The organism is Erythrobacter sp., from assembly GCF_036351135.1.
Lineage (GTDB): Bacteria > Pseudomonadota > Alphaproteobacteria > Sphingomonadales > Sphingomonadaceae > Erythrobacter.
The window spans coordinates 47,390-73,999 of the sequence record NZ_JAZBON010000013.1; the positions used below are offsets into that span (position 1 = coordinate 47,390).

The 26,610-nt window shown below is 64.1% G+C and carries 21 protein-coding genes; 10 read left to right on the forward strand and 11 right to left on the reverse strand.

The features are described 5' to 3' along the window. Positions 1-13 precede the first annotated feature (13 nt). Both V2I30_RS03810 and V2I30_RS03815 read right to left on the reverse strand, forming a co-directional pair. Positions 14-3,187 (reverse strand): TonB-dependent receptor domain-containing protein, encoded by a 3,174-nt coding sequence (locus tag V2I30_RS03810; protein WP_330660742.1) that lies wholly within the window; start codon positions 3,185-3,187, stop codon positions 14-16. Between the two features lie 490 nt (positions 3,188-3,677). After that, positions 3,678-6,704 carry a TonB-dependent receptor domain-containing protein gene (locus V2I30_RS03815; RefSeq protein ID WP_330660743.1) on the reverse strand — a complete coding sequence of 1,009 codons (3,027 nt, stop codon included), beginning with the start codon at positions 6,702-6,704 and terminating at the stop codon, positions 3,678-3,680. A 692-nt stretch (positions 6,705-7,396) separates the two neighbouring features. Between V2I30_RS03815 and V2I30_RS03820 the strand changes: the two genes are divergently transcribed. Next, a complete protein-coding gene (locus V2I30_RS03820; protein ID WP_330660744.1) occupies positions 7,397-8,566 on the forward strand; it encodes an acetyl-CoA C-acetyltransferase in 1,170 nt (389 codons plus the stop codon). Between the two features lie 144 nt (positions 8,567-8,710). Further along, positions 8,711-9,496: an SDR family NAD(P)-dependent oxidoreductase gene (locus V2I30_RS03825; protein WP_330660745.1), complete on the forward strand. Its 786-nt coding sequence runs from the start codon at positions 8,711-8,713 to the stop codon at positions 9,494-9,496. Positions 9,497-9,604: 108 nt separating this feature from the next. Here the strand turns inward: V2I30_RS03825 and V2I30_RS03830 are convergent, their stop codons facing one another. Continuing rightward, on the reverse strand, positions 9,605-9,754 hold the full coding sequence (locus V2I30_RS03830; protein WP_330660746.1) for an enoyl-CoA hydratase: 150 nt from the start codon (positions 9,752-9,754) through the stop codon (positions 9,605-9,607). A 190-nt stretch (positions 9,755-9,944) separates the two neighbouring features. After that, positions 9,945-10,226: an SDR family NAD(P)-dependent oxidoreductase gene (locus V2I30_RS03835; protein ID WP_330660747.1), complete on the reverse strand. Its 282-nt coding sequence runs from the start codon at positions 10,224-10,226 to the stop codon at positions 9,945-9,947. Positions 10,227-10,239: 13 nt separating this feature from the next. Here V2I30_RS03835 and V2I30_RS03840 point away from each other — a divergent pair, with 13 nt between their 5' ends. From V2I30_RS03840 to V2I30_RS03860, 5 genes are all read left to right on the forward strand, one after another. Next, the gene (locus V2I30_RS03840) at positions 10,240-10,929 is read left to right on the forward strand and encodes a LysR family transcriptional regulator (RefSeq protein ID WP_330660748.1); all 690 of its coding nucleotides are present in this window, start codon (positions 10,240-10,242) and stop codon (positions 10,927-10,929) included. Positions 10,930-11,256: 327 nt separating this feature from the next. After that, positions 11,257-12,333 carry an AI-2E family transporter gene (locus V2I30_RS03845; protein ID WP_330660749.1) on the forward strand — a complete coding sequence of 359 codons (1,077 nt, stop codon included), beginning with the start codon at positions 11,257-11,259 and terminating at the stop codon, positions 12,331-12,333. A 151-nt stretch (positions 12,334-12,484) separates the two neighbouring features. Beyond that, entirely contained in the window at positions 12,485-14,758 is a 2,274-nt protein-coding gene (locus tag V2I30_RS03850; RefSeq protein ID WP_330660750.1) for a M3 family metallopeptidase, read from the forward strand. Between the two features lie 185 nt (positions 14,759-14,943). Then, on the forward strand, positions 14,944-15,816 hold the full coding sequence (locus V2I30_RS03855; protein ID WP_330660751.1) for a crotonase/enoyl-CoA hydratase family protein: 873 nt from the start codon (positions 14,944-14,946) through the stop codon (positions 15,814-15,816). Between the two features lie 73 nt (positions 15,817-15,889). Continuing rightward, entirely contained in the window at positions 15,890-16,444 is a 555-nt protein-coding gene (locus V2I30_RS03860) for a MarR family winged helix-turn-helix transcriptional regulator (RefSeq protein WP_330660752.1), read from the forward strand. A 100-nt stretch (positions 16,445-16,544) separates the two neighbouring features. Here V2I30_RS03860 and V2I30_RS03865 read toward each other — a convergent pair whose 3' ends face one another. The 7 genes from V2I30_RS03865 to V2I30_RS03895 form a co-directional block, all read right to left on the reverse strand. Next, a complete protein-coding gene (locus tag V2I30_RS03865; RefSeq protein ID WP_330660753.1) occupies positions 16,545-17,549 on the reverse strand; it encodes a type II secretion system F family protein in 1,005 nt (334 codons plus the stop codon). A 17-nt stretch (positions 17,550-17,566) separates the two neighbouring features. Beyond that, entirely contained in the window at positions 17,567-18,538 is a 972-nt protein-coding gene (locus V2I30_RS03870) for a type II secretion system F family protein (RefSeq protein WP_330660754.1), read from the reverse strand. A gap of 101 nt (positions 18,539-18,639) precedes the next feature. Beyond that, on the reverse strand, positions 18,640-19,950 hold the full coding sequence (locus tag V2I30_RS03875; protein WP_330660755.1) for an AAA family ATPase: 1,311 nt from the start codon (positions 19,948-19,950) through the stop codon (positions 18,640-18,642). A gap of 3 nt (positions 19,951-19,953) precedes the next feature. Continuing rightward, positions 19,954-20,613: a CpaD family pilus assembly protein gene (locus tag V2I30_RS03880; RefSeq protein ID WP_330660756.1), complete on the reverse strand. Its 660-nt coding sequence runs from the start codon at positions 20,611-20,613 to the stop codon at positions 19,954-19,956. Between the two features lie 26 nt (positions 20,614-20,639). Beyond that, positions 20,640-22,298 (reverse strand): type II and III secretion system protein family protein, encoded by a 1,659-nt coding sequence (locus tag V2I30_RS03885; RefSeq protein ID WP_330660758.1) that lies wholly within the window; start codon positions 22,296-22,298, stop codon positions 20,640-20,642. Between the two features lie 110 nt (positions 22,299-22,408). Further along, a complete protein-coding gene (gene cpaB, locus V2I30_RS03890) occupies positions 22,409-23,455 on the reverse strand; it encodes a Flp pilus assembly protein CpaB (RefSeq protein WP_330660759.1) in 1,047 nt (348 codons plus the stop codon). Positions 23,456-23,571: 116 nt separating this feature from the next. Continuing rightward, positions 23,572-24,066, reverse strand: coding sequence for an A24 family peptidase (locus tag V2I30_RS03895; protein WP_330660761.1), 495 nt, complete (start codon positions 24,064-24,066; stop codon positions 23,572-23,574). A gap of 146 nt (positions 24,067-24,212) precedes the next feature. Between V2I30_RS03895 and V2I30_RS03900 the strand changes: the two genes are divergently transcribed. The 3 genes from V2I30_RS03900 (at position 24,213) to V2I30_RS03910 (ending at position 26,599) form a co-directional block, all read left to right on the forward strand. Further along, on the forward strand, positions 24,213-25,220 hold the full coding sequence (locus V2I30_RS03900) for an alpha/beta hydrolase (RefSeq protein WP_330660763.1): 1,008 nt from the start codon (positions 24,213-24,215) through the stop codon (positions 25,218-25,220). Continuing rightward, positions 25,217-26,341, forward strand: coding sequence for an NAD(P)/FAD-dependent oxidoreductase (locus V2I30_RS03905; protein ID WP_330660764.1), 1,125 nt, complete (start codon positions 25,217-25,219; stop codon positions 26,339-26,341). The genes V2I30_RS03900 and V2I30_RS03905 overlap by 4 nt, the downstream gene beginning before the upstream one ends. Positions 26,342-26,416: 75 nt before the next feature. Then, positions 26,417-26,599: a YegP family protein gene (locus V2I30_RS03910; protein WP_330660765.1), complete on the forward strand. Its 183-nt coding sequence runs from the start codon at positions 26,417-26,419 to the stop codon at positions 26,597-26,599. The last annotated feature ends 11 nt before the right edge of the window (positions 26,600-26,610 follow it).

The window sequence follows — 26,610 nt, forward strand, 5'->3', positions numbered from 1 at the left end:
CCAGGCGCTCGACTTACAAGTCGATGTTGAAGCCTGCATAGAAGTAGCGACCGAACGTATCGTAAGGATCGCCACCCGCGGTGCCGAGCTGGCCGAAGGGCGGCTGAACGTCGAACGCATTGTCGACGCCGACGAAGAAATTGTACCGGTCCTCGACGTTATAGGTCAGGCGGAAGTTGTTGTAGAGGATCGGATCGAAGGTCGGATCGTCCAACTGGTCCGCATTGAGCGGATCGAGCAGCGCCAGCTCGCCCGGGACACAAGTCCCGCCCGACGATCCGACCACGCCCGAGCTCGGGCAGATATCCCGGATCGCACGCGAGTTCTCGATGTTGCTGAACGTCTGGGCACCCAGATAGCGGGCCGACCAGGTGAAGATGAAGTCTTCCATATCGTAGGTCGCGTTGAAGGAGGCGGCCCAGTTCGGATCGCCCAGCTCGCCCCGGATACGGTTAGGGTTGGTCGGATCGGTCGGGTCTTCGAAGAAGGTCAGCGTCAGCAGGCGCGTCGCGATGGCGCGCAGGCTGAGGCGGTGACCGTTGTCGAAGGTCTGGTTGTAGGCGAGGTCGAAGTCGATGCCTTCGGTCTCGCGCGTGGCGAAGTTGATGCCGCCCGCGATCACCGCCGGTTCGACGAACAGACCGGTTGTCGGATCGCGCTGTACATTGGCACAGAACGGGTTGTCGATGGTCTGCGCATCGAAGCAATTGTTGATGATCGTCTGCGCACCCAGCACCGCGATCTGATCTTCGATCTCGATGTTGTAATAGTCGACCGTGAAGGTCAGGCCGGGAACCCAGCGCGGGGCGAGGATGACGCCGAGCGTCAGCGATTCGCCCTTCTCTTCGGTCAATGCCGGGTTTCCGCCCGAGGTGAACCCGGTCGAGGCCGTCCGCGCCAGACAGTTGGTGAACTGATCGCCCACCCCGACCGGGAAGGACGAGCCTGCGCACGCCGCGGCGAGCTGGGCATCGACCGTGGTCGGCACGCCCGCCGCCGCGCAGTTGGCCGCCCGGTTGGGGTTATTGTTGATCGCACCGGTCTGCTGGTCGCACGGGTCGGCCAGGAACGCGAAGTTCTGCGATTGCGGCGAGAACAGGTCGCTCTGCGTCGGTGCACGAACCGAGGTTGCGTAACCGGCGCGGAAACGAATGTCCGAAACCGGCGCATAGATGCCGTTTACGTTGTAGGCCCAGACGGTGCCGACATTGGTGTTGTAGTCGGAGACGCGCACCGCACCGTTGATCGTCAGCTCCTCGGCGAACGGCAGATCGGCCAGCAGCGGGATCTGAACTTCGCCGAAGGCTTCCTTCACCTTGAAGGCGGGCGGATCGAAGGGCTGAATCGCGTTGAGGAACGTGCCCCCGCTCGCAGTCAGCTCGTCGAAGGCGCTGAAGGCGCGCTCTTCGCGATATTCGGCGCCGAGCGCGAAGCCGATCGGACCGCCGGGCAGTTCGAACAGCTGCGACAGGTCGCCGGTGACGCTGGCGAGCGCCACGAATTGCTCGGCTCTCTCCTCACGCATTGCGGTGGTGTTGATGAAGTCGAGAGCTTCCTGGCTCGGAGCGCCGAAGCCGAACACGTTGACCGGCACGCAATTCGGAGAATCGTTGGTCGGATCGTCGTCGACATTGACCCGGCAGGCCGGATTGCCACTGGCGTCGAGCACCGCATCGGCGGCGAGGATGAAGCCGTCAGGATTGCCGTCGAGGTCCGCCAGGACGAGGTTGTTGAGCGAGTTCAACTCGGACTCGAACCGCCCGTAATTGAGCGAGATTTCGTAGCTCCAATCGTCATTGAAGACGCCCTCGATCCCGCCGACGATGCGGTAGGTATCACGGGTTTGCAGTTCGCCGCGCCCGCCGAAGTCGACGTTGAAGCGGGTGAGCGGGATGGTCTCGGTATTGGTGCGACCGGCCGAACACAGTCCGAAACCCTGAAGAGTGGCCAGCGCCTGGTCATTGAGGAAGGCGTTGTCGCAGAACAGCGGACTGCCCCCGACGAAGGTCGGACCGCCGACGAAGAAGCTCGGCTGGCCTTCCTGCTCGGCTTCGACGCGGACGAACTTCGCTTCGAGGAACGGGCTGAACGCGTCAGAGAAATCGTAGCGCAGCAGCAGGTTGGCGGTGTAGCGCTCGAGCCCGGCGGCAAGCTGGCCGGTGTTGCGCAGCGTCGAACCGCCACCGCCGATGTCGTTGCCGGAGAAGGGCAGGAACTGGTCGGGCGCATCGACGAACAGATTGCCGTTCTCATCGAACCGCAGATATTCGGTCGCCGAGACTTGGCCCACCGTACCGCCGTCGGAAATGAAAGCGTTGCGGATGCCGCAGACCGGCTCCAGGTCGGTGATGCCGTCCGAACCGAACGGACCTTCGTCCGACTGGTCGTCAGAAACGACGTTGAACTGGCAGCGACCGGTAAAGGCGCCGGTCAGCTCGTCGCGATCGCGGAAGAACAGCGGATCGGACTTCGCATATTCTGCGGCGAAGGCGATGTTGCCGCGTCCGTCGCCGAAATTCTCGCCGACGGTGGCGGAGATAAAGCGGGTTGCGCGGTCGCCCCGGCCAGAGATACCGCCCTGGCCGCGCACCGCGATGCCTTCGAAGTCGCGCTTGAGGATGAAGTTGACGACACCGGCGACCGCGTCCGAGCCGTAAACGGCCGAGTTACCGCCGGTCACGACATCGACGCGTTCGAGCAGGTCGACGGGAATGGTGTTGACGTCGACGATGTAATCGCCCGGCAGCGCGGTGATGTGGCGCTTGCCGTTGACGAGAACCAGCGTGCGACTCGTGCCCAGACCGCGAAGGTCGAGCAGGTTGAGGCCGGCGGTTCCGATGAAGCGGGTCGAGTTGCCCTGGCTGAACGTGGTGCGCAGCGAAGGCAGATCGTTGAGCGCATCGCCCAGCGAGATGTCGCCCTGTTCGGTTAGGTCTTCGACCGAGACGCTGGTCAGGGGAACGGGCGAGCCAAGGGTCGGGCGCGCGATACGCGAACCGGAGACGATGATGGCGTTGGTGGCCGGCGGAAGGTCCTCAGCCGGCGGAGCCATCACGTCCTGCGTTTCCTCGGCGCTGCCCTGACCCCGGTCCTCGTCGGCGTCCTGGGCCATCGCCGGTGAAGCGGCGAGCGCGATCCCGACTGCGAGCGAACCGGCGCTCAGTCGTAGGTTGGTCAAAGTCTTCATGTGGTGCTTACCCTCATCCAAGTGCGCGCAGCCGGGCGGCGGCGCGGCACGTTGCCCTTCGGAGAAAACTTGCCCTGTTTGGGTGCTTCGCCCCGAATGTTCTGACGGGCGTACCGCCGATGGGGCGCGCGGGACGTTTTCGCCCCTGCATGCGCCATCAGCCAGTCAGTCCCTGCGGTGTGGGTGACGCAAAGCGCTGCGCAAGGGAAGCTGGCCGGAAGGGATGGCGCACGAAATGAGAGCCAGTGTAACGTGAATGCAACACCAATAGGGGTTATCGGTGAAATGGACATCTGGTCCGCCCGATGACTAGGCGCGCTTCGCATCCGCGAAGCGTTGTATTGGGAGAGAGGTTTTGCTTGGGGACGAGGCCGTCATGTTCCCCCGCAGCGTCGCGCCGCTGCTTCGACTATGGCGAAGGTGGTCGGCGCAAAAGAAAACGGCGGACGTTGCCGCCCGCCGTTTCCTGTAGGTTCGGTTTTGCTCGTTCTTAAAGGGCGACGTTCAGCCCGACGAAGAAGAAGCGTCCGGTGTCGTAAATACCCGGATAGGTGTTGCCGTTACCGTTATTCGCCGGACCGGCGGAAACGGAGACGGGGAAGTTCTCTTCGAACACGTTGTTCACACCGGCGCGGCCGGTGATGCCGTCGAGGAACTCCCACTGCACCGACAGATCGACGTAGTTGACCGCATTGAGCTCCAGTTCGACCGGAGCCGGCGAGGCGGAGTCATTGTCGACACCGCTCTGGTGACGCCACACGATATTGGCCTGCAGACCTTCAAGCGGAGTTTCCCAGCTCGTGATCAGACGGTGACGATACTGGGAGGTCGGCAGACCGCACTGGCCGGCGAACTCGCCTTCACACTCCACGACATCCGCGCCTGGGAACGGCTGGAAGTCCTGGGCCAGGAGATAGGTCCCGGCATAGTTGAAATTCAGACCGCCGAAGCTGCCGATATCGTAATTGTAGTTCACCTGCGCGTCGAAGCCTTCGCTTTCCAGCGCCGCCGCGTTCACGTTCGTGAGCGTGAAGCCGATATCCGGACCACTTGCGTTGAGCGAGCCAGCCGCATCGCGATTGATAAGATCGCAGAACGTCTCGTTGCCGGTTGCAAGGCAGTTGTCCAGAATGACCTGGGCGCCCAGGCCGGCGACGATCGCATCCTCGATCTCGATCTTGAAGTAATCGACCGAGGCGGAGAAGCCAGGGAAGAAGGTCGGCTGAAACACGACGCCGGCCGTGATCGTGTCCGAGCTTTCCGGATCGAGCTCCGGGTTACCGCCGAACACACCCTGGGTCTGTCCGGAAATGACGTCGGGAACCGAGCCGAACTGCGCCGCGGTCACACCGGTGTTGGCGCAAGCGGCGGCACTGGCGATCGGAACCGTACCCGAGCACGGATCGAAGACCCCGTTGCCCTGGGCGTCGGTGCCCGCCTGTGCGAGATCGGGAAGACCCGTGCTCTGACCGGTGAACAGTTCGACGACGTTCGGAGCACGAACGGCGCGCTGGAACTGACCACGGAACGAGATGTCCCGGATCGGAGCCCAGGCCAGCTGGAAGCCGTACGTGTCGGTCGAGAAGCTGTTCTGCACGTCGTTGCCGTCGACCGTGTAGTCGGAGTAACGATATTGCGCGCTGAAAACGAGCTCGTCGAAGAACGGACGGTTGGTGATCAGCGGAACCTGGATTTCGCCGAACAGTTCGAACACCTCGACTTCACCCGAAACCGGAAGGGTCGGGCCGCCGACGCCGGTGAAACCGCCATCGGGCTGCTGGCTGATCTCGTCCGGCGTCGCATCGAGCGAATCCTTGCGATATTCGGTACCGACGAGGAAACCGACACCGACATCGTCGGCGAGCGGCGAGAGAAGACCGAAATTGGCAAGGTCGGTCTGGACCGTGGCACCCACGACGAGCTGTTCGGTTTCACCGGTGGTGATGCCGACGCCCTGGATGAAGTCCAGAGCTTCCTGCGTAACGAGGCTCTGGCCGTCCGCCGAACGCTGGAAGATGTTGTAGGGCACACAGCCGTTCGACGGGTCGATACAGACGGGGTTGCCGTCGTCGTCGGTCGTCACGAGCAGCGCCTGACCCAGACGGTCGATCCGGAAATCGTTCGTCGAGGTATCTTCGTCGCGCGTTGCCGCATACTGGCCGAAAGCTTCGTAATCGAAGAATTCGCCGAACGTGCCACGGATCCCGCCGACCGCGCGGAAGGCACGGTTTTCGAGACGCGAGTTACGGCCACCGCCTTCGACGTTACGATAGGTCGAGGTGATGCCGTCGATGATGGCGGGCGTGCCATCTTCATTGAGGCCGGTCTCGATCTGATCTTCCGAGCACTGCAGTACGATTTCCGCAAAGGAACCGGTGTCACCGGCTGCGTTCGTTACGTTGTCGCCCTGAAGCAGCGGGTTGTCGCAGTTGATGCTGCGCTGGAAGAAGCCGAACGAGGCCGAAGGCGCGATCTGCGCATCCGAGACGTTGTCGACATAAGCGAGATCGCCGAACAGTTCGTGACCGTCGGCCACTTCGTAGGTCGCCTTGGTGTAGAACTGGAAGCGTTCGGCAGGCCGCTGGAAGAAGTTTTGCGGACCGAAGTTGAAGGTCTGGGCCGGGCCGCCGACGAAGGGCACGAACTGGCCGTCTTCGTTGAGGAACACGTCGGTGTTCGCGAAGTCAGCAACATTGTTGTAGCGACGGAAGTTCGACGAACCGATACAACCAAAGCCGTTGGCCGAGTTCGCGCCAGTGCTGGCGCCCAGCGCACAGGCCGAAGCGGTACGGTCGCGCTGCAGGATCTCGTTGCGGTTTTGATAGCCGAAGAAGCCGGTCACATTGCCGCGTCCGTCCGCCATGTTCGCACCGAAGATGACCGAAGCGCTGATTTCCTCGCCGTCGGTGACCGATCCGGGGATCGGCTGCTGAGCGGCGGCGAGCACTTCTTCGAAAGTGGTGCGGCCGTTGTCGCTCTGCGCGAAGCCGTATTGCACGTCCAATTCGACGCCTTCGAAATCGTCGCGAAGCACGAAGTTCACAACACCCGAAACAGCGTCCGAACCGTATACCGCCGACGAACCGCCGGTCAGGACGTCAATGCGCTCGACGAGGTTGGTCGGGACGAGATCGAGGTTGACCGCGATCGATGCCGAGTCGCCGTAGGGCAGGCGGCGGCCGTCGATCAGGGTCAGCGTACGCTGCGGACCCAGGTTGCGAAGGTCGAGCTGCGAGGTGCCGGTGGCGCCGTTCGACTGGTCGGCCGTCTGAGCGGCGAAGACCTGCGGCAGCGCGTTGGTGAGGTCTTCGATGTCGACGACACCGCGAACCGCGATTTCCTCGGAGCTGACAGCGAGAACAGGGCTGACCGAGCGCAGGTTCGGGTTGACGTTCAGACGCGTACCGGTGACGACGATGGCGTTGACTTCGCCTTCGTCCTCGACGGTCGTCACCTCAACGACTTCCGCGTCCTGTGCAAAGGCGGGCGAGGCGGCCAGGGCGATCCCGACAGCCATGCTGCCGGCCCCCAGGCGGAGTTGCGATGAAATCTTCATATGGTTGTCTACCCTCAATCAAGGTCCATGTTGTAGCGGCTCACGAGCCGCAGACGATCTGTACGATATCGACCGGGTTTGTCGCAGGAACCCGTAAAAGGGCGGCCGCTTTCCCGGTCTGTTTATCAGGCATGCCCCCCGCTCGTACGGCGTATCCGAGACGGCTTTTGAGGTCCGGATACAGTACGCCAATGCGCGCAAATGGCATGCCCCTGGGGTGCCGATTGGCCTATGGCTGCCTGTAAGGGAAGCGAGAGGGCCGATGCGTTGCAACAAAGGCCAAACACTGTAGCGAGATTGCAACACTAGTGTGAACACCCGCGGGAAACGGGCATACGGCAGGGCGGTCTGGCCGTCCGACCGACTGTTCGAGAGGGTGGTCACGCCAAGCCGCCAGGTGGTCGGCCATGCACCGTTCATGTGTCAACCGACCGCACCAGCCTCGCCTGCACCGCACTTGTCGCCCCGCGCCCGCCTACCCTTTCTTGCAGGCGCCAGATTGCGGGTCGATGAGCCGGGTTGATTCAGGGCGGGGGCTGCAATAGGCGAGTGGCAAATCGCAAGCCCCCTGCGCCCGTACGCCCCCTTATATCCGTGCGTGGCCGCGCCCCAGTGCCGTCGATCGGCGGCTCGCAGTCCGAAAGAGGAAAAGCATGCCCACAGCCTATATCGTCGAAGCCGTCCGCACCGCTGGGGGGCGCAGGGGAGGGCGGCTCGCCGGTGTTCACCCGGTCGACCTGCTCGCCGCATCGCTCGACGCGATCGTCGATCGCTCAGGGGTAGACCCGGCGGCGGTCGACGATGTCATCACCGGCTGCGTCAGCCAGGCGGGCGAGCAGGCGATGCAGGTTGGGCGCATGGGCGTCCTGTCCTCAAAGCTCCCCGACAGCGTGCCCGCGGTCACGATCGACCGCCAGTGCGGCTCCTCGCAGCAGGCGATCCAGTTTGCCGCGCAGGCCGTGATGAGCGGGACGCAGGACGTCGTGATCGCAAGCGGCGTCGAAAGCATGACGCGCGTGCCGATGGGCTCCAACGCGACGCTGCACATGAAAGAGGGACTGGGCCACTACAAGTCGCCGGGTCTCGAAGAGAAGTTCCCCGGCATCCAGTTCAGCCAGTTCATGGGCGCTGAGACGATCGCGAACAAGCACGGCTTCGACAAGGGCCAACTCGACAGCTTTGCGCTGGGCAGCCACACCAAGGCGAAGATGGCGACCGAAACCGGCGCCTTCGATGCCGAAATCGTGCCGGTGGAGATCGAGACGCCCGAAGGCGACGATGTGCACAAGGTCGACGAGGGCATCCGTTTCGACGCGACGCTCGACGGGATTGCGGGCGTCAAGCTGATCAGCCCGGATGGCAAGATCACCGCAGCCACCTCGAGCCAGATCTGCGACGGGTCTTCGGCTGTGCTGGTGGTGAGCGAGGAGGCGCTGAAGCGTCATGGCCTCACCCCGATGGCGCGCATCCATAACCTCACCGTCACCGCGGGCGATCCGGTCATTATGCTCGAAGAGCCGCTGTTTGCGACCGACAAGGCGCTGGAACGCGCCGGGCTGAAGATCGACGATATCGATCTGTACGAGGTGAACGAGGCCTTTGCGCCCGTGCCGCTGGCCTGGCTGAAGCATACCGGTGCCGATCCGGAGCGGCTCAACGTCCATGGCGGCGCCATCGCGCTCGGCCATCCACTGGGCGCGTCAGGCACCAAGCTGATGGCGACTTTGGTCCATGCGCTGAAGCGCCACGGCAAGAAATACGGCCTGCAAACTATGTGCGAAGGCGGCGGCGTCGCCAATGTCACGATCGTGGAGAGCGTTTGACCGTCCTTCGAGATGGTTCGGACTTCGTCCTCACCTCCTCAGGATGAGCGGAGGAGGTGACTGAATTCAACATCCCGCTCGTCCTGAGGAGCCGAAGCTGCAGGCAGAGGCGTCTCGAAGGACCCATCTGAGAGGAAGAGCATAATGGAAGTATCGAGCAACACCCCCGCCGTCGTCACCGGCGGCGCCTCCGGCCTTGGCGCGGCAACCGCGCGCGCTTTGGCGGCGAAGGGCGCGAAGGTCGCGATCTTCGACATGAACGAGGACAAGGGCAATGCGATGGCCGAGGAACTCGGCGGCGTGTTCTGCAAGGTCAATGTGACCAGCGACGAGGATGTCGATGCAGGTTTCGAAAAAGCCCGCGAAGCGCATGGGCAGGAGCGTATCCTCGTCAATTGCGCCGGCATCGGCAACGCGATCAAGACCGCAAGCCGCGACAAGCAAACGGGCGAGATCAAGCACTTCCCGATCAGCGCGTTCGATTTCGTCATCCAGGTGAACCTCATCGGCACCTTCCGCTGCATCGCCAAGTCGGCGGCTGGCATGATGACGCTCGATCCGCTCGGGGAAGACGGCGATCGCGGCGCAGTCGTGAACACCGCCAGCGTGGCGGCCGAAGACGGCCAGATGGGCCAGGCAGCCTATTCAGCATCGAAGGGCGGCGTTGTCGGCATGACGCTCCCCATCGCGCGCGACCTGATGCGCGAGGGCATCCGAGTGAACACGATCCTTCCCGGCATCTTCAACACCCCGCTGATGAACGCCGCCCCGCCGCAGGTGAAGGAAGCGCTCGCCGCGTCCGTCCCGTTCCCCAAGCGCCTCGGCAACCCCGAAGAATACGCCAATCTCGCCATGTGCATGATCGAAACCGGCTATTTCAACGGCGAGGACGTGCGCCTTGACGGCGCGATCCGCATGGCGCCGCGTTAAGGCCCGGTGCGAGCCCCAGCGAAGGCTAGGGCCTCTCGCGACAAGACGAAAAACCCCCGCTGGCGACAGCGGGGGTTTTTTGTCGGGGGCAGGGGGATAATGCTGTGATCAGGCCATCAGGGTCGGGCTGGCGGGGATGATGGCGTAGGCGAAGAGGATCGCCGAAACGCTGACCGAGATCGCGGCGGCGAGAAGGTTCTGGCTGGTCTTGGCTGCAAACTTTGTGGGTCTCCTTGGGTCGGTGGCGGTATGTGCCAAGTGTTTTGCAGAGGCCGTGCCAAACTCGAAAAACGGCGCAAATCCGGGCTCTGCGCGCCGAGGCAAAGGCGGGCCCATCAGTCTTCTTACGCAATAGTGGGGAATTCTCCCAATCCTTGGGATCGCTGTGTGACGCGAAAAGTCCCCGGGGCTTCGCCGTGCCGGTGGCTCGTTCTTGCGCGAGGTCGGATCAAAGGCCCTGGCCGCCTGAGATTTCGATCCGCTCGCCCGACATCCAGCGCATGTCTTCGGAGAGGATCGCGGCTACCGCATCGCCGATCTCTTGCGGCAGGCCAGGGCGGCCAAGCGCGGTCATGCTCGAGACGAATTGGTTGACCTCAGGGTTGTCGCGCACGGCGCCGCCGCTGAAATCGGTCTCGATCGCGCCGGGAGCGATGGTGTTGACCCTAATCTTGCGCTCGCCCAGTTCCTTAGCCGCATAGCGGGACAGAACCTCGACCGCGCCCTTCATCGTCTTCGTTCGGGTGCTGGAGGCGGGCAGCCTGCGCGCCGTTGCGATGGAGATGGGGGTCGATCCTTCCTCGATCAGCCGCAAGGTCTCTGCGCTGGAAGACCGTCTGCAGGCAAAGCTTCTGCGCCGATCGACCAAGCGCTCCGAACCGACCGAGGCGGGGCAACGATATTATGAGGGTGTGCGCCGCCTTCTGGATGAGTGCCGCGCGCTCGAGACCGATATCTCCGGGCTGGTCGACGAGCTTCGCGGCGTGTTGCGGATCGGCGCGCCGGTGGATTTCGGCGCGCGCTTCGTCTCCCCCGTGGTCGCGCAGATGCTGGCTGAAGCGCCCGATCTCGAAGTGGATCTGAGGCTCGGCAGCCATTTCGAGGACCTGACCGAAGCCGGCCTCGATGCGGTGGTGCGGATCGGGCGCCTAACGGACTCCGGCCTTATCGCGCGAAAGGTCGGTGCCGTGCCGCGCATCATGGTTGCCGCGCCAGACTATATCGAACGCGCCGGCATACCCGAGACGCCGTATCAGCTTCAGACGCACGACTTCATCTTCTACCGCTACGGGCAAAGGCGCCTGCCGCTCACGCTGTCGAACGGCGAGAGCAGCGTCACGATCGACATCACGAGCCGCGTCGCCGCGAACAGCGTCACCGCGATGCGCGAACTGGTGCTCGCGGGGGCCGGTTTGCATCAGGGGCCGGTCTAGGCCTTCGAGCGCGACATTGCGGAGGGGCGCCTGCTCGCTGTCCTCCCCGAATGGCGCGAAGCCCCGTTCCCGCTGCACGTCGTGTGGCTGCCCACGCCTTACCTGCCCGCAAAGAGACGCCGCTTCACCGGGCTGTTCGCGAAGCTCGCGGCAGGCGAGCCTGCACTCCGGGGCTAGCGGCCAAGCGGCAACCTCCCCGCCCGTTCATCATCGGCAAACCGCAGTTTTCACGCCGTTTTTCTCGGAACCGGGGCGGCCACCATGTGTCTTTCGAATAGGATTTGCGCGCCCGTTTCGAACAGGGCGGGCGGGGAAAGGCAACGCGGTGTGAGCGACGAAAATGATATCGGCGAAGGTCGCAGGTCCGATCAGGACCATGGCGGGAATGAAACATTCTGGCGCCGCCTTCTTGCGATCGTGCTGGTCGTCGTCCTGGTATGGCTCGTCTGGACGCTCAAATTCGTTCTGCTTCTCGCCTTCGGATCGGTCCTGCTCGCGGTGATCATCAATCTCGGCGTGGAAGGGCTTTCGAGATATCTCTCCGTCAGCCGCAGGATCGCTCTGCCGCTCATGATCGTCCTCATCCTTGCCGTCCCTCTGGGAGCGATCGCCAAGTTCGGCGCGGATATTGCCGGGCAAGCGCAGCGGATCGGGCAGGCCGTACCCGAAGGGCTCGATCAAATTCGTGGATGGCTGGAGGATGCCGGTTTCGGGAATCTCGCCGAAGACGCCATTGGCAGTTTGACGTCGGGCTCGCAGATCTATTCGATGACGACCGGCACGATCATGTCGATCGGCGACGCGCTGCTCAACACGTTGATCGTCGTCGTTGCCGGCATCTTTCTTGCGATCAAGCCCGGTCTTTACCGCACCGGCCTGATCAAGGCGCTGCCCCCCTCCTCTCGCGATACGGCCGGCCAGACACTTGACGAGATCGGCACGGCGCTTGGGCGCTGGCTGATGGGCCGGCTGGTGGCGATGGGGCTGGTTGCGATCGTCACCGGGCTGGGGTTGTGGCTGATCGGGATCGATTCCTATCTCGCGCTCGGTCTGCTCGCAGGCCTGCTTGAATTCATTCCGTTTATTGGACCGATCATCGCAGCGATCCCCGCGGTCCTGCTGGCGTTGCTGATCGGGCCGGAAAAGGCCCTGATGGTGGCGGGGCTTTATTTCCTGGTGCAGCAGCTGGAGGGAAACCTGATGACCCCGTTGATCCAGGAGCGGGCGGTCGACATTCCTGCCGCCCTGCTGATCTTCGCGGTCCTCGCTTTCGGGCTTGTGTTCGGCACGCCCGGCGTCATTCTCGCAGCGCCGCTGACGGTGGTGCTGTTCGTGCTGGTGAAGCGATTGTGGGTGCGCGAATATCTCGACACGCCGACGCCCATCCCGGGATCGGACGACTGACACCTCGCGGGGAAGATCGCCCGGCGACGTCGCCCCCTTGCATTCCGGACTAATCCCCTGTTCAAGTCGCGCGCATTAAGAGATTACCTGCAAGGCGCGGCTTCGATGCCTCGAACCCCCGCGCGCCCCGACATTCAACGAAAGGCTCCCTATGGCGCACCGTTTCGCCCCCATTCTCGCATCCGTTTCCGCCCTCGCGCTGACCTCGGCCTGCACGACCTACTCTCAGGACACTGCCATGGATCCGCTCGCCGACCCCGCCGTCGCCGACTATTCGCCCGAAATCCCGGAGGGCACCGGCTATTTCGCTGCCGACAGCACGCTCCCCTTCCTTGCGCCCGATTTCACGCAGATCAGCGAAGACGATTACATGCCCGCCTTCGAGCAGGGCATGGCGATCCAGAAGGCCGAAGTGCAGGCGATCATCTACAATCCGGCGCCCCCCACATTCGAGAACACCATCGTCGCGCTCGAGAAATCGGGCCGGATGCTGGGCCGCGTGGGCCGCGTTTTCTTCCAGTTGACGGGCACCAACACGACCGACCGGCTTGACGAGATCAACACCGAGATCAGCCCCAAGCTTTCCGAGCATTCGGACAGCATCACGCTCAATCCCGATCTCTTCGCGCGGGTGAAGGCGGTCTACGACAACCGCGCCGCGATGGCGATGACGGTCGAGGATGCAAGGCTCCTCGAGGAAACCTACGCCTCGATGGTGCATGCCGGCGCGCTCTTGACCGAAGCGCAGCGCGAGGAAGTGAAGGCGATCAACACGCAACTTTCCACGCTGACGACCGAGTTCGGCCAGCTGGCGCGCGATGCGATGGCGGATCAGCCGCTGGTGGTCGACACGCGCGAGGAGCTGGCCGGGCTGTCGGACAGCGATATTCAGGCGGCCGCCGATTTCGCTGCGGAAAAGGGCTATCCCGGCAAATATGCGATCGCGCTGCAAAACACGACGCAGCAGCCGCTTCTGCCTACGCTCGAGAACCGGGCGACGCGCGAGAAGCTGTTCAAGCTGAGCGCGAACCGAGCCGATGGCACGACCGAGATCGACACGCGCGACCTGATCGCGCGCATCGCGCTTCTGCGCGCGCAAAAGGCCGCGCTGTTCGGCCAGCCCGACTGGGCGAGCTACACCATGTACGATCGCATGGCGAAGGAGCCAAAGACCGCGCTCGATTTCATGGAGCAGATGGTCCCCGCATTGGCCGCGACGCAGCGCCGCGAGGCGGAGATGCTCAACGCCGCGATCCGCGCCGACGGCAAGGATTTCACCGTCCAGCCGTGGGACTGGTATCGCTACGCCAACCGCATCAAGGCCGAGCAATACGACCTCGATGAAGACGCGGTGATGGAATATTTCCAGCTCGACCGCGTGCTCGAAGACGGCATCTTCCATATGGCGAACGAGCTTTACGGTCTCAGCTTCGAACGCCGCACCGACATCCCGGTCTATCATCCCGATGTCTGGGTCTACACGGTGTTCGAAGAAGACGGCTCCGAGCTCGGCCTGTTCTATTTCGATCCTTTCCAGCGCCCGTCCAAGCGCGGCGGGGCGTGGATGGGGAATTTCGTCGACCAGAGCGAGGTCTGGGGGACGAAGCCGGTTATTTACAACGTACTCAACGTACCCAAGGCGCCCGCGGGCGAGGTGCAGCTGGTCAGCTTCGACTGGGTGAACACCGCGTTCCACGAATTCGGCCACGCGCTGCACGGCCTGTTCGCCGATCAGCGTTACGAGAGTCTTTCGGGCACCGCGACCGCGCGCGACTTCGTCGAATATCCCAGCCAGGTGCACGAAATGTGGACTACCTGGCCCTCGATCCTGTCGAATTATGCCAAGCATTACGAGACCGGCGAGACCATCCCCGACGAGATGATCGCAAAGATCGAAGCGGCGGCGAAGTTCAACCAGGGCTACGATTTCGGCGAAGTGGTCGAAGCCGCGCTGCTCGACATGAAGTGGCACGCGCTTTCGCCCGACGAAGCGCGCGCGCTGGTCGGCAATCCTGCGGCGGTGGATGCTTTCGAGCGGAATTCGCTGGAGGAATTGGGGCTCGAGATCGATCTCGTCCCGCCGCGTTATCGCAGCACCTATTTCAACCACATCTTCAGCTCACCCGCCGGCTATTCGGCGGGCTATTACAGCTATTTGTGGACCGAAATGCTCGATCGCGACAGCCGCGAATGGTTCCGCGAGAATGGCGGGCTGACGCGCGCAAACGGCCAGCATTATCGCGACACGGTGCTGAGCCGCGGCGGCACGATGGACTATTTCGACATGTACGAAAAGTTCGCCGGACGTCAGCCGACGGTTCAGCCGATGCTGGAAGCGCGCGGTCTGGTCCCGGGCGGCGATGAGGCGGCGGACAGCGAAGCCTCGGACGGCAAATTGCCGGCGCGAACCGTCGGCGGCTTGTAAAGGAGCGCGCCGCTTTCCTACTTGGCGCTGTCCGCGTAAGGCAAAACGCATGACGCAAAAGCCCGCTTCCCTCGCAATGCTACGACAATTGAGCATTGCGCGGGAGGCGGGTTTTTTGCTTACAGGACCGTGTTCCATGTGTTCCATCCTGTAGGATTTGGGACCGCGACAGCTTGGGAGAGAACATGACCGACACCACCCAGATCCGCGTCGAGAAATCCGGCGGGATCGCGACGATCACGCTCGATCGGCCCGACAAGATGAACGCCTACACCCGTATCATGGGCGAGGAGATCATGGCGGCGATGGACGATATCGACGCCGATGATGATGTGCGCGCGGTGATCTTCACCGGGGCCGGCGAGCGGGCGTTCTGCGCCGGCGCCGATCTGACGCCCGAGGGCGGGGGACACGTCTTCTCCGATCCAAATCCGGTCGACGATCTGTCGGACGAGCGGGTGCGCGACGGCGGCGGGCTGCTGACCCTGCGCCTGTTCGAGAGCAAGAAGCCGCTGATCAGCGCGTGCAACGGCGTTGCCGTGGGAGTGGGCGCGACGATGCAGCTGGCGATGGATATAAGGCTGGCGGCGAGCCATGCGCGCTACGGCTTCGTCTTCGCGCGGCGCGGGATCGTGCCCGAAGCCGCCTCGAGCTGGTTCCTGCCGCGGATCGTGGGCATCAGTAAGGCGCTCGAATGGTGCTATTCGGGGCGGATCTTCGGCGCTGATGAAGCCAAGGCGGGTGGTCTCGTTCGCTCGATCCACGAACCCGAGCAGTTGCTGTATGAGGCGCAGAACCTCGCGCGCGAGATTGCGGAGAACACCTCGGCGGTGTCGGTGGCGATGACGCGGGCGATGATGTGGCGCCTGATGAGCGCGGATCACCCGATGGAGGCGCACAGGATCGACAGCCGCGCGATCTATCGGCTGTCGCGCTCGGACGACGCGAAAGAAGGGATCGCGAGCTTCCTCGACAAGCGCCAGCCGCGCTATCCGGACAAGGTGAGCGAGGACATGCCTGACTTCTACCCGTGGTGGGAACAGCGGCACTACGATTGAGACAGGACGATCGCGGAGGGCTGCCCAGACAGGGGAGCTTGCACGCGCACTGGTTTCATGGGAAACCAGTTTCATGAGCGATATGACGACGACACGCCCCGATCCCGACCGACCCGGCGATCTGACTGGCTCGGGTGGTGAGGATATCAGCGGGGGCGAGGGCGACTACGCTTTGTCCGGCTTTCTCCCCTACCAGCTCTCGATGGCGTCCAATGCCGTAAGCGCGCTGATCGCGGAGCGGTATCGCAAACGCTTCGGTCTCAAGGTGACCGAGTGGCGCGTGATGGCGGTGCTCGGCGACGGTGCCGGAGCCCGGCGCGGCGAGCCCTTGACGCAGCGCGACCTCACCGCGGCGACGCTGATGGACAAGGTCGCGGTCAACCGGGCGTGCAAGGTGCTCGAGGATCGCGGCCTCGTCGAACGAACGCAGAACGAGCGCGACGGACGCTCGCACCTGCTCGGCCTGACCGAGGAGGGACGCGCGATCTACCGGGAGGTCATGCCGCTCGCCAAGGCCACCGAGCGCGAGCTGTTCGAAGGCTTCGATCCGGACGAGCAGGCGAGTTTGCGCGCCATGCTCGAACGCATGCGCGCGCGGGCCGGAATGCTGGCGGAGCAGGGCGGTTAGGCCGCCGCCCGGTTAAACGGCGCCAATAAGGAAGGGGCCGGTGCGCATCGTCGCGCCCCGGCCCCGTTCCTTCGGTCCCTTGCGGGCACGAAGGCCTTTCCTACTCCCGGTTGATCAGCGCATCGGTGATCGAGCAGGCCGCTGGCCCCAGGATGACGATGAACAGCACCGGCAGGATGAAGAGAATGAGCGGAATGGTCATGATCGCGGGCAGGCGCGCGGCCTTTTCCTCGGCGCGCATCATGCGCTCGTTGCGGAATTCAGCCGACAGCACGCGCAGCGCGGAGGCGAGCGGGGTGCCATAACGCTCGGTCTGGATCATGGTGGTGACCACGCCCTTCACCGCTTCGAGATCATTGCGATAGGCGAGGTTGTCGAACGCCTGCTTGCGCTCGTTGAGGAAGGAGAGCTCGATCGCGGTCAGCGCGAATTCGTCGCCCAGTTCGGGATAGGCGCGGCCCAGTTCCTTGGCGACGCGGTTGAACGCGGCATCGACGGTGAGCCCGGCCTCGGCGCAGATCACCAGCAGGTCGAGCGCGTCGGGCAGGCCCTTTTGCACTTCGGCCGAGCGCTTCGCGGCTTGGTTGGACAGGTAGATTTCGGGGCCTTTATAGCCCAGCAACAGCGCCCCGGTGACGACGCCGAGCCGCGTCATCGGACCCCAGTCGGGGAACATTTCGAAGACATAGATCGCCAGAAAGCTCGACAGCCCGAGCACGATCGGCAGCACCATGCGAAGGCCGATGATGATGACCGCGAGTTCCTTGTTGCGATAGCCGGCATGGGCAAGCTTCTGCTGCACCGCCGCAAGCTGGCCGGCCTCCAGCACGTTCATCTTGCCGAGGCGGTTCTTGACCTTTTCGGTCGTGTCGGACTTGCGCAGCAGGCTCGCGCGTTTCTTCGCGCCGCTGGCGACGATCCCCGCCTTGAGCTGGTCGCGCCGGGCCTCTAGCGCCTTTACGCGCTTGGCCATGGGATCGCGGATCGTGACGGCGGCATAGATCGCCATGATCACGGCGAAGGCGGCGAGCCCGGCCAGGATCGAGCCGACGACGACGACGTCGAAGCCCAGGAGGGTCGGATTGCTGGAAGATTGGCTGATCATTGTGCTCTTCCCGAAGGTCAGATTTCGAAGCTGACCATCTTGGCCATGATGAATACGCCGATGCCCATCCACACCAGCCCGCCGAGCCCGGCGACGATCAGTCGGTCTTCGTAGAAGAAGCCGCCGATATAATCGGGGTTGATCCAGAAGATCAGGCCGAAGACGATGAAGGGCAGCGAGCCGACGATATAGGCCGAAGCCTTGGATTCGGAGCTCATCGCCTTGATCTTCAGCTTCATCTGCGCGCGCTTGCGCAGCACGTCGGCGAGGTTGGAGAGCGTTTCGGCAAGGTTGCCGCCGGTCTCGCGCTGGATCGCCAGAGTGATGGTGAAGAAGTTGAATTCGGGGATGCCGAGACGGTCGGCTGTTTCCTGGAGCGAATCCTCCATCGTCTTGCCGATCTTGATGCGCTCGACGATGCCCTTGAACTCGACGCCCACCGGCCCGTCGACTTCCTGTGCGACCACCGCGAGCGTTTCGGTCACCGGCAGGCCGGAGCGAAGGCCGCGCACGAGCAATTCGATGCCGTCGGGAAACTTGCCGTTGAACTGGTTGGTGCGCTTCTTGATGAGATGGCCGACGACCAGATGCGGCAGCCCGAGGCCGATGAAGAGGCCTACACCCAGCGACAGCAACGCCGCCCCGGTCTGCAGGAACATCAACACCGCGACCGCGAGCGCGAGGCCGAAGGAGGCGTAGAGATATTGCGAGATGGTCCAGCTTTTGCCGGTCCGGTCGAGCCGGACGGACAGCGCTTCGAGCCGCGATCCCGATCCGGCGATGCGGTGCGTCTTGGGCCGGCGCGCGGCGATCGCCTTTTTGAACTGCGCATCGACCTTGGCATCGGTGCTTTCCGAATGGCGATAGCGCAGCGACTGGACCCGGCGCTTCTGCGCCTTTCCGACGGCCGATCCCGTGACGAGGACATAGCCAGTCACGAGAACGGAGAAGATCACCGCGGTGATCAGCAGGGTTTGTAGAAAGTCCATCTTTTATGTGTCCCGCCCGCTTGTCTGTCTATCTGTCTGTCGCTTCGGCCCTGCCGTTCATGCCGAAGGGACGCGGCAGCGCCGACCCCCTCGGCATGCGCTTATTCGGCGGGCTCGGCCTCGACCTTGTCCGTGCCCTTTTCGGCATTCTTGTCTTTCTTCTTCTTCGCCAGGAGCGACTTGAGATCGAAGCCGTCGAGGAAGGATTTCTTCTCCTCGCTGATCGCTTCGAGATCGTCTTCGCTCGCGCCCATCACCCGCTCGGCGATCTGCTGCAGGGCGAGCGTCGCCTTCGAGTTCTTGTTCGCCTCCACGAAGACCTCGCCGAGTTTCGCCGCGTTCGACGCCGCCTTGATGTCGTAAGGCACGATGAAGTCGACGCGGCGCTCGATCGAGGCTTCGAAATCGGACTTGCTGATCTCGGCGACCGCCGACTGGTACTTGTTGACCACGATCATCGGATGCGCATGCGCGGCATGGGTTTTCAGCCACGAGAGAATGCGGATCGTGTCGCGCGCCGAAGCGAGGGTAAGCTCGCAGGTGAGGACGACGAGGTTCACGTCGGCCAGCAGATGCGGGAAATTGATCAGCATGTTGCGCGGCAGATCGATCACCGTCATCTCGAACGCCTGGCGGAACTCCTCCTCCAGCTGGACGAAGGCAGAACCGTCGGTCATCAGCGGCTGGCTGATCGGTGCCTCTGCCGAAAGGATCGAGAGGTTGTCGTTGGCGCGGATCATCGCGCGCTCGATGAACAGCCCGTCGATGCGGCTGGGATTGTCGATCGCATCGGTGAGCCCGCGACCGGGCTCGAGATCGAGCGCCAGCGCGTTGGTGCCGAAATGCACGTCGAGATCGAGCAGCGCGGTGGGCGCTTTGTGCTCGGCGCTGAACAGCCAGGCCAGAGAAGTGGCCAGCGTCGAGGCGCCGGCGCCGCCGCGCGTGCCGACCACCGCGGTGGAGATATGCCGCTTCACCCCTTCGCCTTCGCCCGACTTGGGCGTGGTGAAAACTGCCAGCGCGCCATTGAGCGTATCGTGCACCGCTTGCGCGTTGAGCGGCTTGAGGAGATAATCGTGAATGCCGCTTGCGAGCAGGTCGCGATAAAGGCGCACGTCGTTGACCTGGCCGATCGCGATCACGACGGTGCCCGGTTCGCAAACTTCGGCGAGCGCGTTGATGTCGTTCAGCGGATCGCCGCTTTCGGACAGGTCGACGATCAGGATTGCCGGCGAGGCGCTGACCGAAAGCGACTGGATCGCGTTGCGCAATCCGCCCTTGTTACACTTCTCGGGCTGCCAGCCCATCTCGACCACCACTGGACGCAGCACGTCGAGTGCGGCTTCGTCGCAGATATAGGCGGCAAAGGGATCGCGATTGCCGGGTAGACCCGATTTCCAGGGAGCATTCATGGCTTACTGTCCTCCGCCTTGGCGTTGAGCTTGCTGCAATCCGCCCGCGCCCGTCGGTTCGGCTTCGCGGAATGTCTGGATTGCCTTGGTTCCGGTCGCGATCACCGTTTCGCCGGTCCCGGTCTGGCCTTCGAGAAGGTCTTCGGGGTTGGCGACCATCGCCGCGAGATTGCTGTTGGTCGCGCAGCCGTAACCCTGGCTGGTCGCGTTTGCGTAATTGCCGTCGAACTTGCTTTCCCAGTCCGGGCAGTCGGGCACATAGGCGTCCGAGCGCGAGATCACGACGCGCGCCTGGCCGGGGGCGAGTGTCCCCTCGGTGGTCGGGGCAACACCGTCAACGATCAGGCCGTAACGCCCCGCAAGGTCGTTGACCGCGCTGGTGACCGCGGGGTTCGCGCCGGGGTCCTCGATCGTGATACGGTCGCCGTAGCGCAGGTCCATCGTCTCGAACCAGCCGTTGAGCCGCTGCTGTTCCGAAATTGGGAGCCCGGCAGCGCTGGTATTGACGTCGAGCGTGAAATTGGTCCGTTCGACCACCGGCTGCTTGACGCTATAGAGCGAGGTGTTGTTCTCCATCAGCGAGGAACTACTGCACCCGGCAAGCGCGGTGCTGGCTGCCAGCGCGAGCGCGGCGATCAGCTTGGTTTTGTGAGGTTGGGTCATCGCTTTGTTACCTTTCCCGCGCGTGATCAGAAGCTGAAGCCGGGCGCGGCAGCGGCGCTGGCCTTGCCCTTGCGGCTTGGTTTAGAGTTGCGGTTGGCGTCCGCATCGGCACGGCGTTCGACCTGTTGCGGCGGCGCAGGCCGGGGCGCATCGGGCGTGCTCAAGCCGATGGTCGGCTCGGGCGCATCCGGTTCGGCGGCGGTCGGCATCGGCCGGGCCTCTCCGCTGACACCGGAATTGTCCTTGTAAAGGAGGAACTGCTCGAGCTCGTTCGCAGCGCGGAAGCCATCGGTCGGATAGCTGATGTCACGCGCATTGACCGGTTTGACGAGGAACGGGGTCACCACGATGACCAGCTCGGTTTCGCCGCGGCGGAAGGAACGCGAACGGAACAGGTTGCCCAGGATCGGCACGTCGCCAAGACCCGGCGCCTTATCGAGCGAATGCTGAGCGTTGTTGCTCATCAGTCCGGCGATCATGAAGCTCTGCCCCGATCCCAACTCGACCGTAGTTTCGGTGCGACGGACGGTGAGGGCGGGCACCTGGAAGCCGTTCAACGTCACCGCGCCTTGCGAGGAGAGTTCGGAAACCTCCGGGCGAACGCGCAAGGAAATACGGCCGTTCGCCAGCACGGTCGGAGTGTAGGAGAGGCTGACGCCGAAATCGCGATATTCGATCGCGACGTTCCCGAGACCCTGCGAGATCGGGATCGGAAATTCGCCGCCGGCCAGGAAGGTTGCCGTCTCGCCCGATAGCGCGGTCAGGTTGGGCTGCGAAATGGTGGTGATGAGGCCGAGCCGTTCGGACAGATCGAGCGCGCCGAGTACGTCAAGGCCGAACAAGCGGCCAAGTCCGCCGATCGTGGTGCCGCCATTTGTCGAAACGCCGGGTCCCTCGATGACCTCAGTCGCGATCGAGCCGTCATCGTTTATGATGAAGTTGCCATCCGCGCCGATCTGCGGAACGATTACGCCAGGGTTTTGAACCCCTTCGCCGACGGCGAGCGGACCGTCGAGCCGGAACTCACCCTGGCCAAGGGCGCGGCCGGTGCCGACCCCGCCGCGAAAGCCCCCAGTCGAAAAGTCGTAGGTCGCAAGGTTGCCGCCGATCTCTCGCACGAGGCTGCGGCTGACTTCGGCGAACTTGACCTGCAGGTTGACCTGCAGCGGCGTCGCGGTTTTCAGCCGGGTGATGACGTTGGCATCTTCGCCGAGGAAAGCCTGGACGAGGCGTTCGGCTTCGGCCGCATCTTCGGGCGCGGAGACTGTGCCGGTTAGCAGCACGGTTCCGGTTCCCATGGTCGCGACGCTGACCTGCGCCTCGGGCATGGCGAGCGCGAGCATCTGGTCGATCGAGCCGATATTATTGCCGACCCGGATGTTGGCCGAGAAGATGACGTCGCCGCGTGCATTGCTGGCATAGATCGTCGTCTCGCCGCCGGCCCGCCCGAAGACGTAAAGCTGGCGCTGCGACTTGATCTGGACGTCGGCGATCGTGTCGTTGGCGACGAAGACGTCGGTCATCGCTCCGGGCACCGAGACGAGCTCTCCGCGGCCGATCGAGAGGACGATTTCATCGGTCGGGCTGACGACCTGCTGCGCGGTGGCGGTGCCGGTGGGCGCTGCCACGAGGGGCAGGGCCGCAATGCCGGCAAGCAGCGCCTTGGCAAGAATCTTGGCTTTCATCTTCGGGCCCCCTTTGAGTGTCCCATGGTTCCGTTCGGCACCTATGGCCGAGCCGGGCGAATGCGATGTGTTGGAAGTGATATTGCGCATGGTCGTGCCCCCTTTGCCGCTCAGCGGACCGAGCCGAGTGAAGCAACACTGGTGTCGACCGGCACTTCGGTGGTGGCATCGCCGCGGGTGACGCGGACCGTCGGGCCGGAGACTTTGGGCGCACCATCGACCTTGGCCGAGACGCCGGGCGCTGCCGGGGTTTCCCGGCCGCCACCGCCGCCGCCATTGCCGCCCTGCGGGGGGATGTCGCTGCGCTGGAAGCGCGAGACGTCGCCACCGGTCGCGTAGGTCGACTTGCTGTCGACGGGCTGACCCATCGCGGTCTGCAGGAAGCGTTCTTCCTCTTCGGGCGTCGCGCCTTCGGGGATGGCGATATCGCCCGATGCGATCGCCCGTTCGAGCTCGGCCTGGTTGTCGGAGATCGAGCGCAGGACCAGGGTGATCTCGCCGATTTCCTGAGCCACAGTGACCTTCTCCGCGATCTTCGGCGTGACTTCGAGCGTCACGGTGCTGAACGCCTTGACCACGGTCTTGCCATCTTCGTTGGTGGTCTGCTCGGTGGTCTGGTCGGTCGCGAGGACGCGCAGGTTGCGCAGCACCGTTTCCGCCGCGCGCAATTCGCGCCCTTCGCCCGAAACGGTCTGGGTGAGAACGAGGTCGACGCGGTCACCCGGGAAGACGAAGCCGGCAACGCCGGTCTTGGCCGAAACGGGCACGGTCACCGCGCGCATTCCCGGGCCAAGCGCCGCTGCGAGGAAGCCGCGGTCGCCCGGGCTGACCAGCGAACCCTGCGTCACCGGTTCGCCCGCGGTGATTGGAAAGCGGACGACGGTGCCAAGCAGCTGGCTCATGTCCGAATTGCCTTCGATGAAATAGGCATCCTGGACGAGCTCTTCGGGCCACTGCTGATAGGCCATCGCATCGGCGGTGATGATCGTGCCGGCGGGCAGGGCGCGGTTGGCGACCAGCACCTTGGGACCGGTCGGTTCGACCTGAGCCTGCGCGACTGGGGTCGGATCCCCGGCGAATATGCTGCGCGCCATGAACGCGCTGCCGACAGCCACGACCAGCGCACCAAGCAGCAGAACGAGTTTCTTCCTATCCATGGCTTAGAAGCCCCCTGTTTCGGCCCGCCGGAATGCGAGCTAGTATGGTTGCAATCGATAAGTGCGAATTGGTTAAGATCGGGTTCACGGCAAACCGCAGTTTCGTGTTCCGGCGCTCAGGCGATGGCCGGCACGTCGGCGAGACGGGGGGCGAGCACCCACAGCGCGCCGAAGGCGATCGCGACGCCGTAGGGAATGGCAAGGCGATCCTTGCGCCGGCGCATGACGTGATACCCCGCCATGACGATTGTCAGGACACCGCCCGCGACCGCCATGATGATCAGCAGTTGGAGAAAGGCGGCAGGCTCGATCCACAGCGCGAGCGCGGTCAGCAGCTTGACGTCGCCCCCGCCCATCACCCGCAGCGCGAACAGCCCGGCAAGAATCGCGAAAGCGAGGAGCGCGATGCCCAGCTGCATGGCGACGCCGGGCCACACAGATAGCCCGCTCGCCCACCAGAACAGCGGAGCGCCCGCCGCGATCAGGATGTTGAGCCTGTTGGAAATCGTGCGCGAACGGATGTCGGACACCGCGGCATAAAGCAGCGCGATTGCCAAGGCGATGACGAGCCCGTACTGAAAAGCGTCTTGAAGCGTGGCCGAACCCAGCATTTCCGCCCCCCTGAAACCGTGTTCGCAGCCGGGACATTCCGGCGCGATCCGTGGTCTTGACTGGCGTTGCTAGAGAGGACTGCTTACCAAATAGTAACCAAACCTTGGAGGGCAGGATCGATTACCGGAACAAGGGTGGGATTGAGGTGAGCGAGCAAACGGACACAGATAATCGGGGCGGGGATGCCGAGACGGCTGTGGGCGCGATCGATCGGCGCGCCATCCCCCCTGCCGCGCGCGAGAGCTGCTGGGCGCTTGGCGATGGGCACGAATTGCGCCGGATCGACTGGCCGGGCGCCGCCGGGCCGGACGCCGCGGCGCGCGGCTCGATCCTGTTCCTTCCCGGACGCGGCGATCATTACGAGAAATATCTCGAAACGCTCGAGGAATGGCACCGCGACGGCTGGCGCGTCACCGCGACGGACTGGCGGGGGCAGGCCGGATCGGGCCGGCTCGGCAAGGACGCGGTCACCGGTCATATCGAGGATTTCACGATCTGGACCGGCGACCTCGCGCATATCTGGGAGGAATGGTTGCGCGAGGTGCCGCCGCCGCACGTGATCGCGGGCCATTCGATGGGCGGGCATCTCATCATGCGCGCGCTCGTCGATGGTCGGATCGCGCCCGATGCCGCGGTGCTGAGCGCACCTATGCTGGGGATGAACGGCCCGAAGCTGCCGCTGCGGATGCTGCACAATGTCGCAAAGACGATGGCCCGGATCGGCGATCCCACCCGGCAGGCATGGAAATGGAGCGAAAAGCCGGGCGAGATGCCCGAATCGCGAGCAAACCTGCTGACGCATGACCGTGCGCGCTACGAGGACGAGCTATGGTGGCGCGACCATCGGCCCGAACTCGTGATGGGCCCGGCAAGCTGGCGCTGGGTCGAGCGCGCCTATGCCTCCTGGCGCGAACTGGAAAAGCCGGGCGCGCTGGAGCGGGTCGACGTGCCGGTGCTGATCGTATCGACTTCGGGCGACAAGCTGGTCAGCCATGCCGCCAATGTGCGCGCAGCACGCCGCCTGCCGCACGGCAAGCTGGTCGAATTCGGCAGCGAGGCGCGTCACGAGATCCTGCGCGAGGTGGACGAGGTGCGCAGGCGGATGATGGACGAGATCGCCGCATTTCTGGATAAGGTCGCGCCGGCGCGATGAGTAGCGAAATTCACGACTTCGCGATCATCGGCGGCGGTATGGCGGGCGCCAGCATTGCGGCCGAACTGGCGCCGCACGCCAGCTTGCTCCTGCTCGAAGCGGAGGACACGCCCGGCTACCATGCGACCGGGCGTTCGGCGGCGTTCTGGGAGGAATGCTATGGCGGACCGGGAGTGGTGCCGCTGACGCTCGCCTCGGGCGATTATTTGCGCGAACATGGTTTCCTGAAGACGCGCGGGGCGCTCTATATCGGGCGGGAGGGTGAGCGTGCCGAGCTCGACGATTTCGAGCGACAATTTGCCGATACCGGCGTCGCGATCGAGCGGATCGGGCGGGCCCCGATCGCCGAGAAGGTGCCGGCCCTGCGCGAGGAATGGGTTCACGCGATCCATGAGCCGGCCTGCGCCGATATCGATGTCGCCGGTCTGCACCAGCATTATCTGCGCGCCGCGCGCCGCGCGGGTGTATCGATCGCCTGCCGCGCCGAGGTTTCAGCGCTTGTCCGCGAGGATGGGCATTGGCGAATCGAAACGCGACAGGGGGAGACTTATCGCGCCGCGCAGATCGTCAATGCGGCGGGCGCCTGGGTTGACCGGATCGCCGCGCTCGCCGGGATCCGCCCGCTCGGCATCGCGCCGCTGCGCCGCACCGTCGTCCAGCTGCGTGTCGAACCCGGGCCGCCCGCCGACATGCCGCTGGTGCTCGATATCGGCGGCGCCTTCTACTTCAAGCCGGAGGCGGGGCGGCTATGGCTCAGCCCGCATGACGAAGTTCCCAGCCCGCCCTGCGATGCCGCCGCCGAAGAGCTCGACGTCGGGCGCGTGATCGACCGGCTGGAACGCGCGACTACCTGGCGTATCGCGGCGGTGGAGCGGCGCTGGGCCGGGTTGCGCAGTTTCTCGCCCGACCGCCTGCCGGCCTATGGCCGGGACGCCGCAGAGCCGAGCTTTTCCTGGTTTGCGGGACAAGGTGGCTTCGGCATCCAGACCGCACCCGCCGCTGCGCGGCTTGCGGCTCAGGCGCTGCTCGGCCACGCTCCGGACGCGCTCACACGGGGCATCGATCCGGCGCGCTACGATCCGGCCCGCTTCGCAGTTGTAGACGCGCTGGCTCCGCTCTAGCCAGCGGGCGGGCGATCTGTAACAACGATCCGCATTCCGACACCTTCAACCGCAAATGCGAAAGGAGCCGACGCGATGGCGCACAAGTTCGAGATCCACAAGGACAAGAAGGGCGAATACCGCGTCCGGTTCAAATACAATGCCGAAGTGGTTTTCGCGACCGAGGGCTATTCCAGCAAATCGGGCGCCAAGCGCTCGATCGAGGCGATCAAGAAGCATGTGCCGGACGCGGAGATCGAGGACAATTCGGACGACTGACGCAGTCCGGG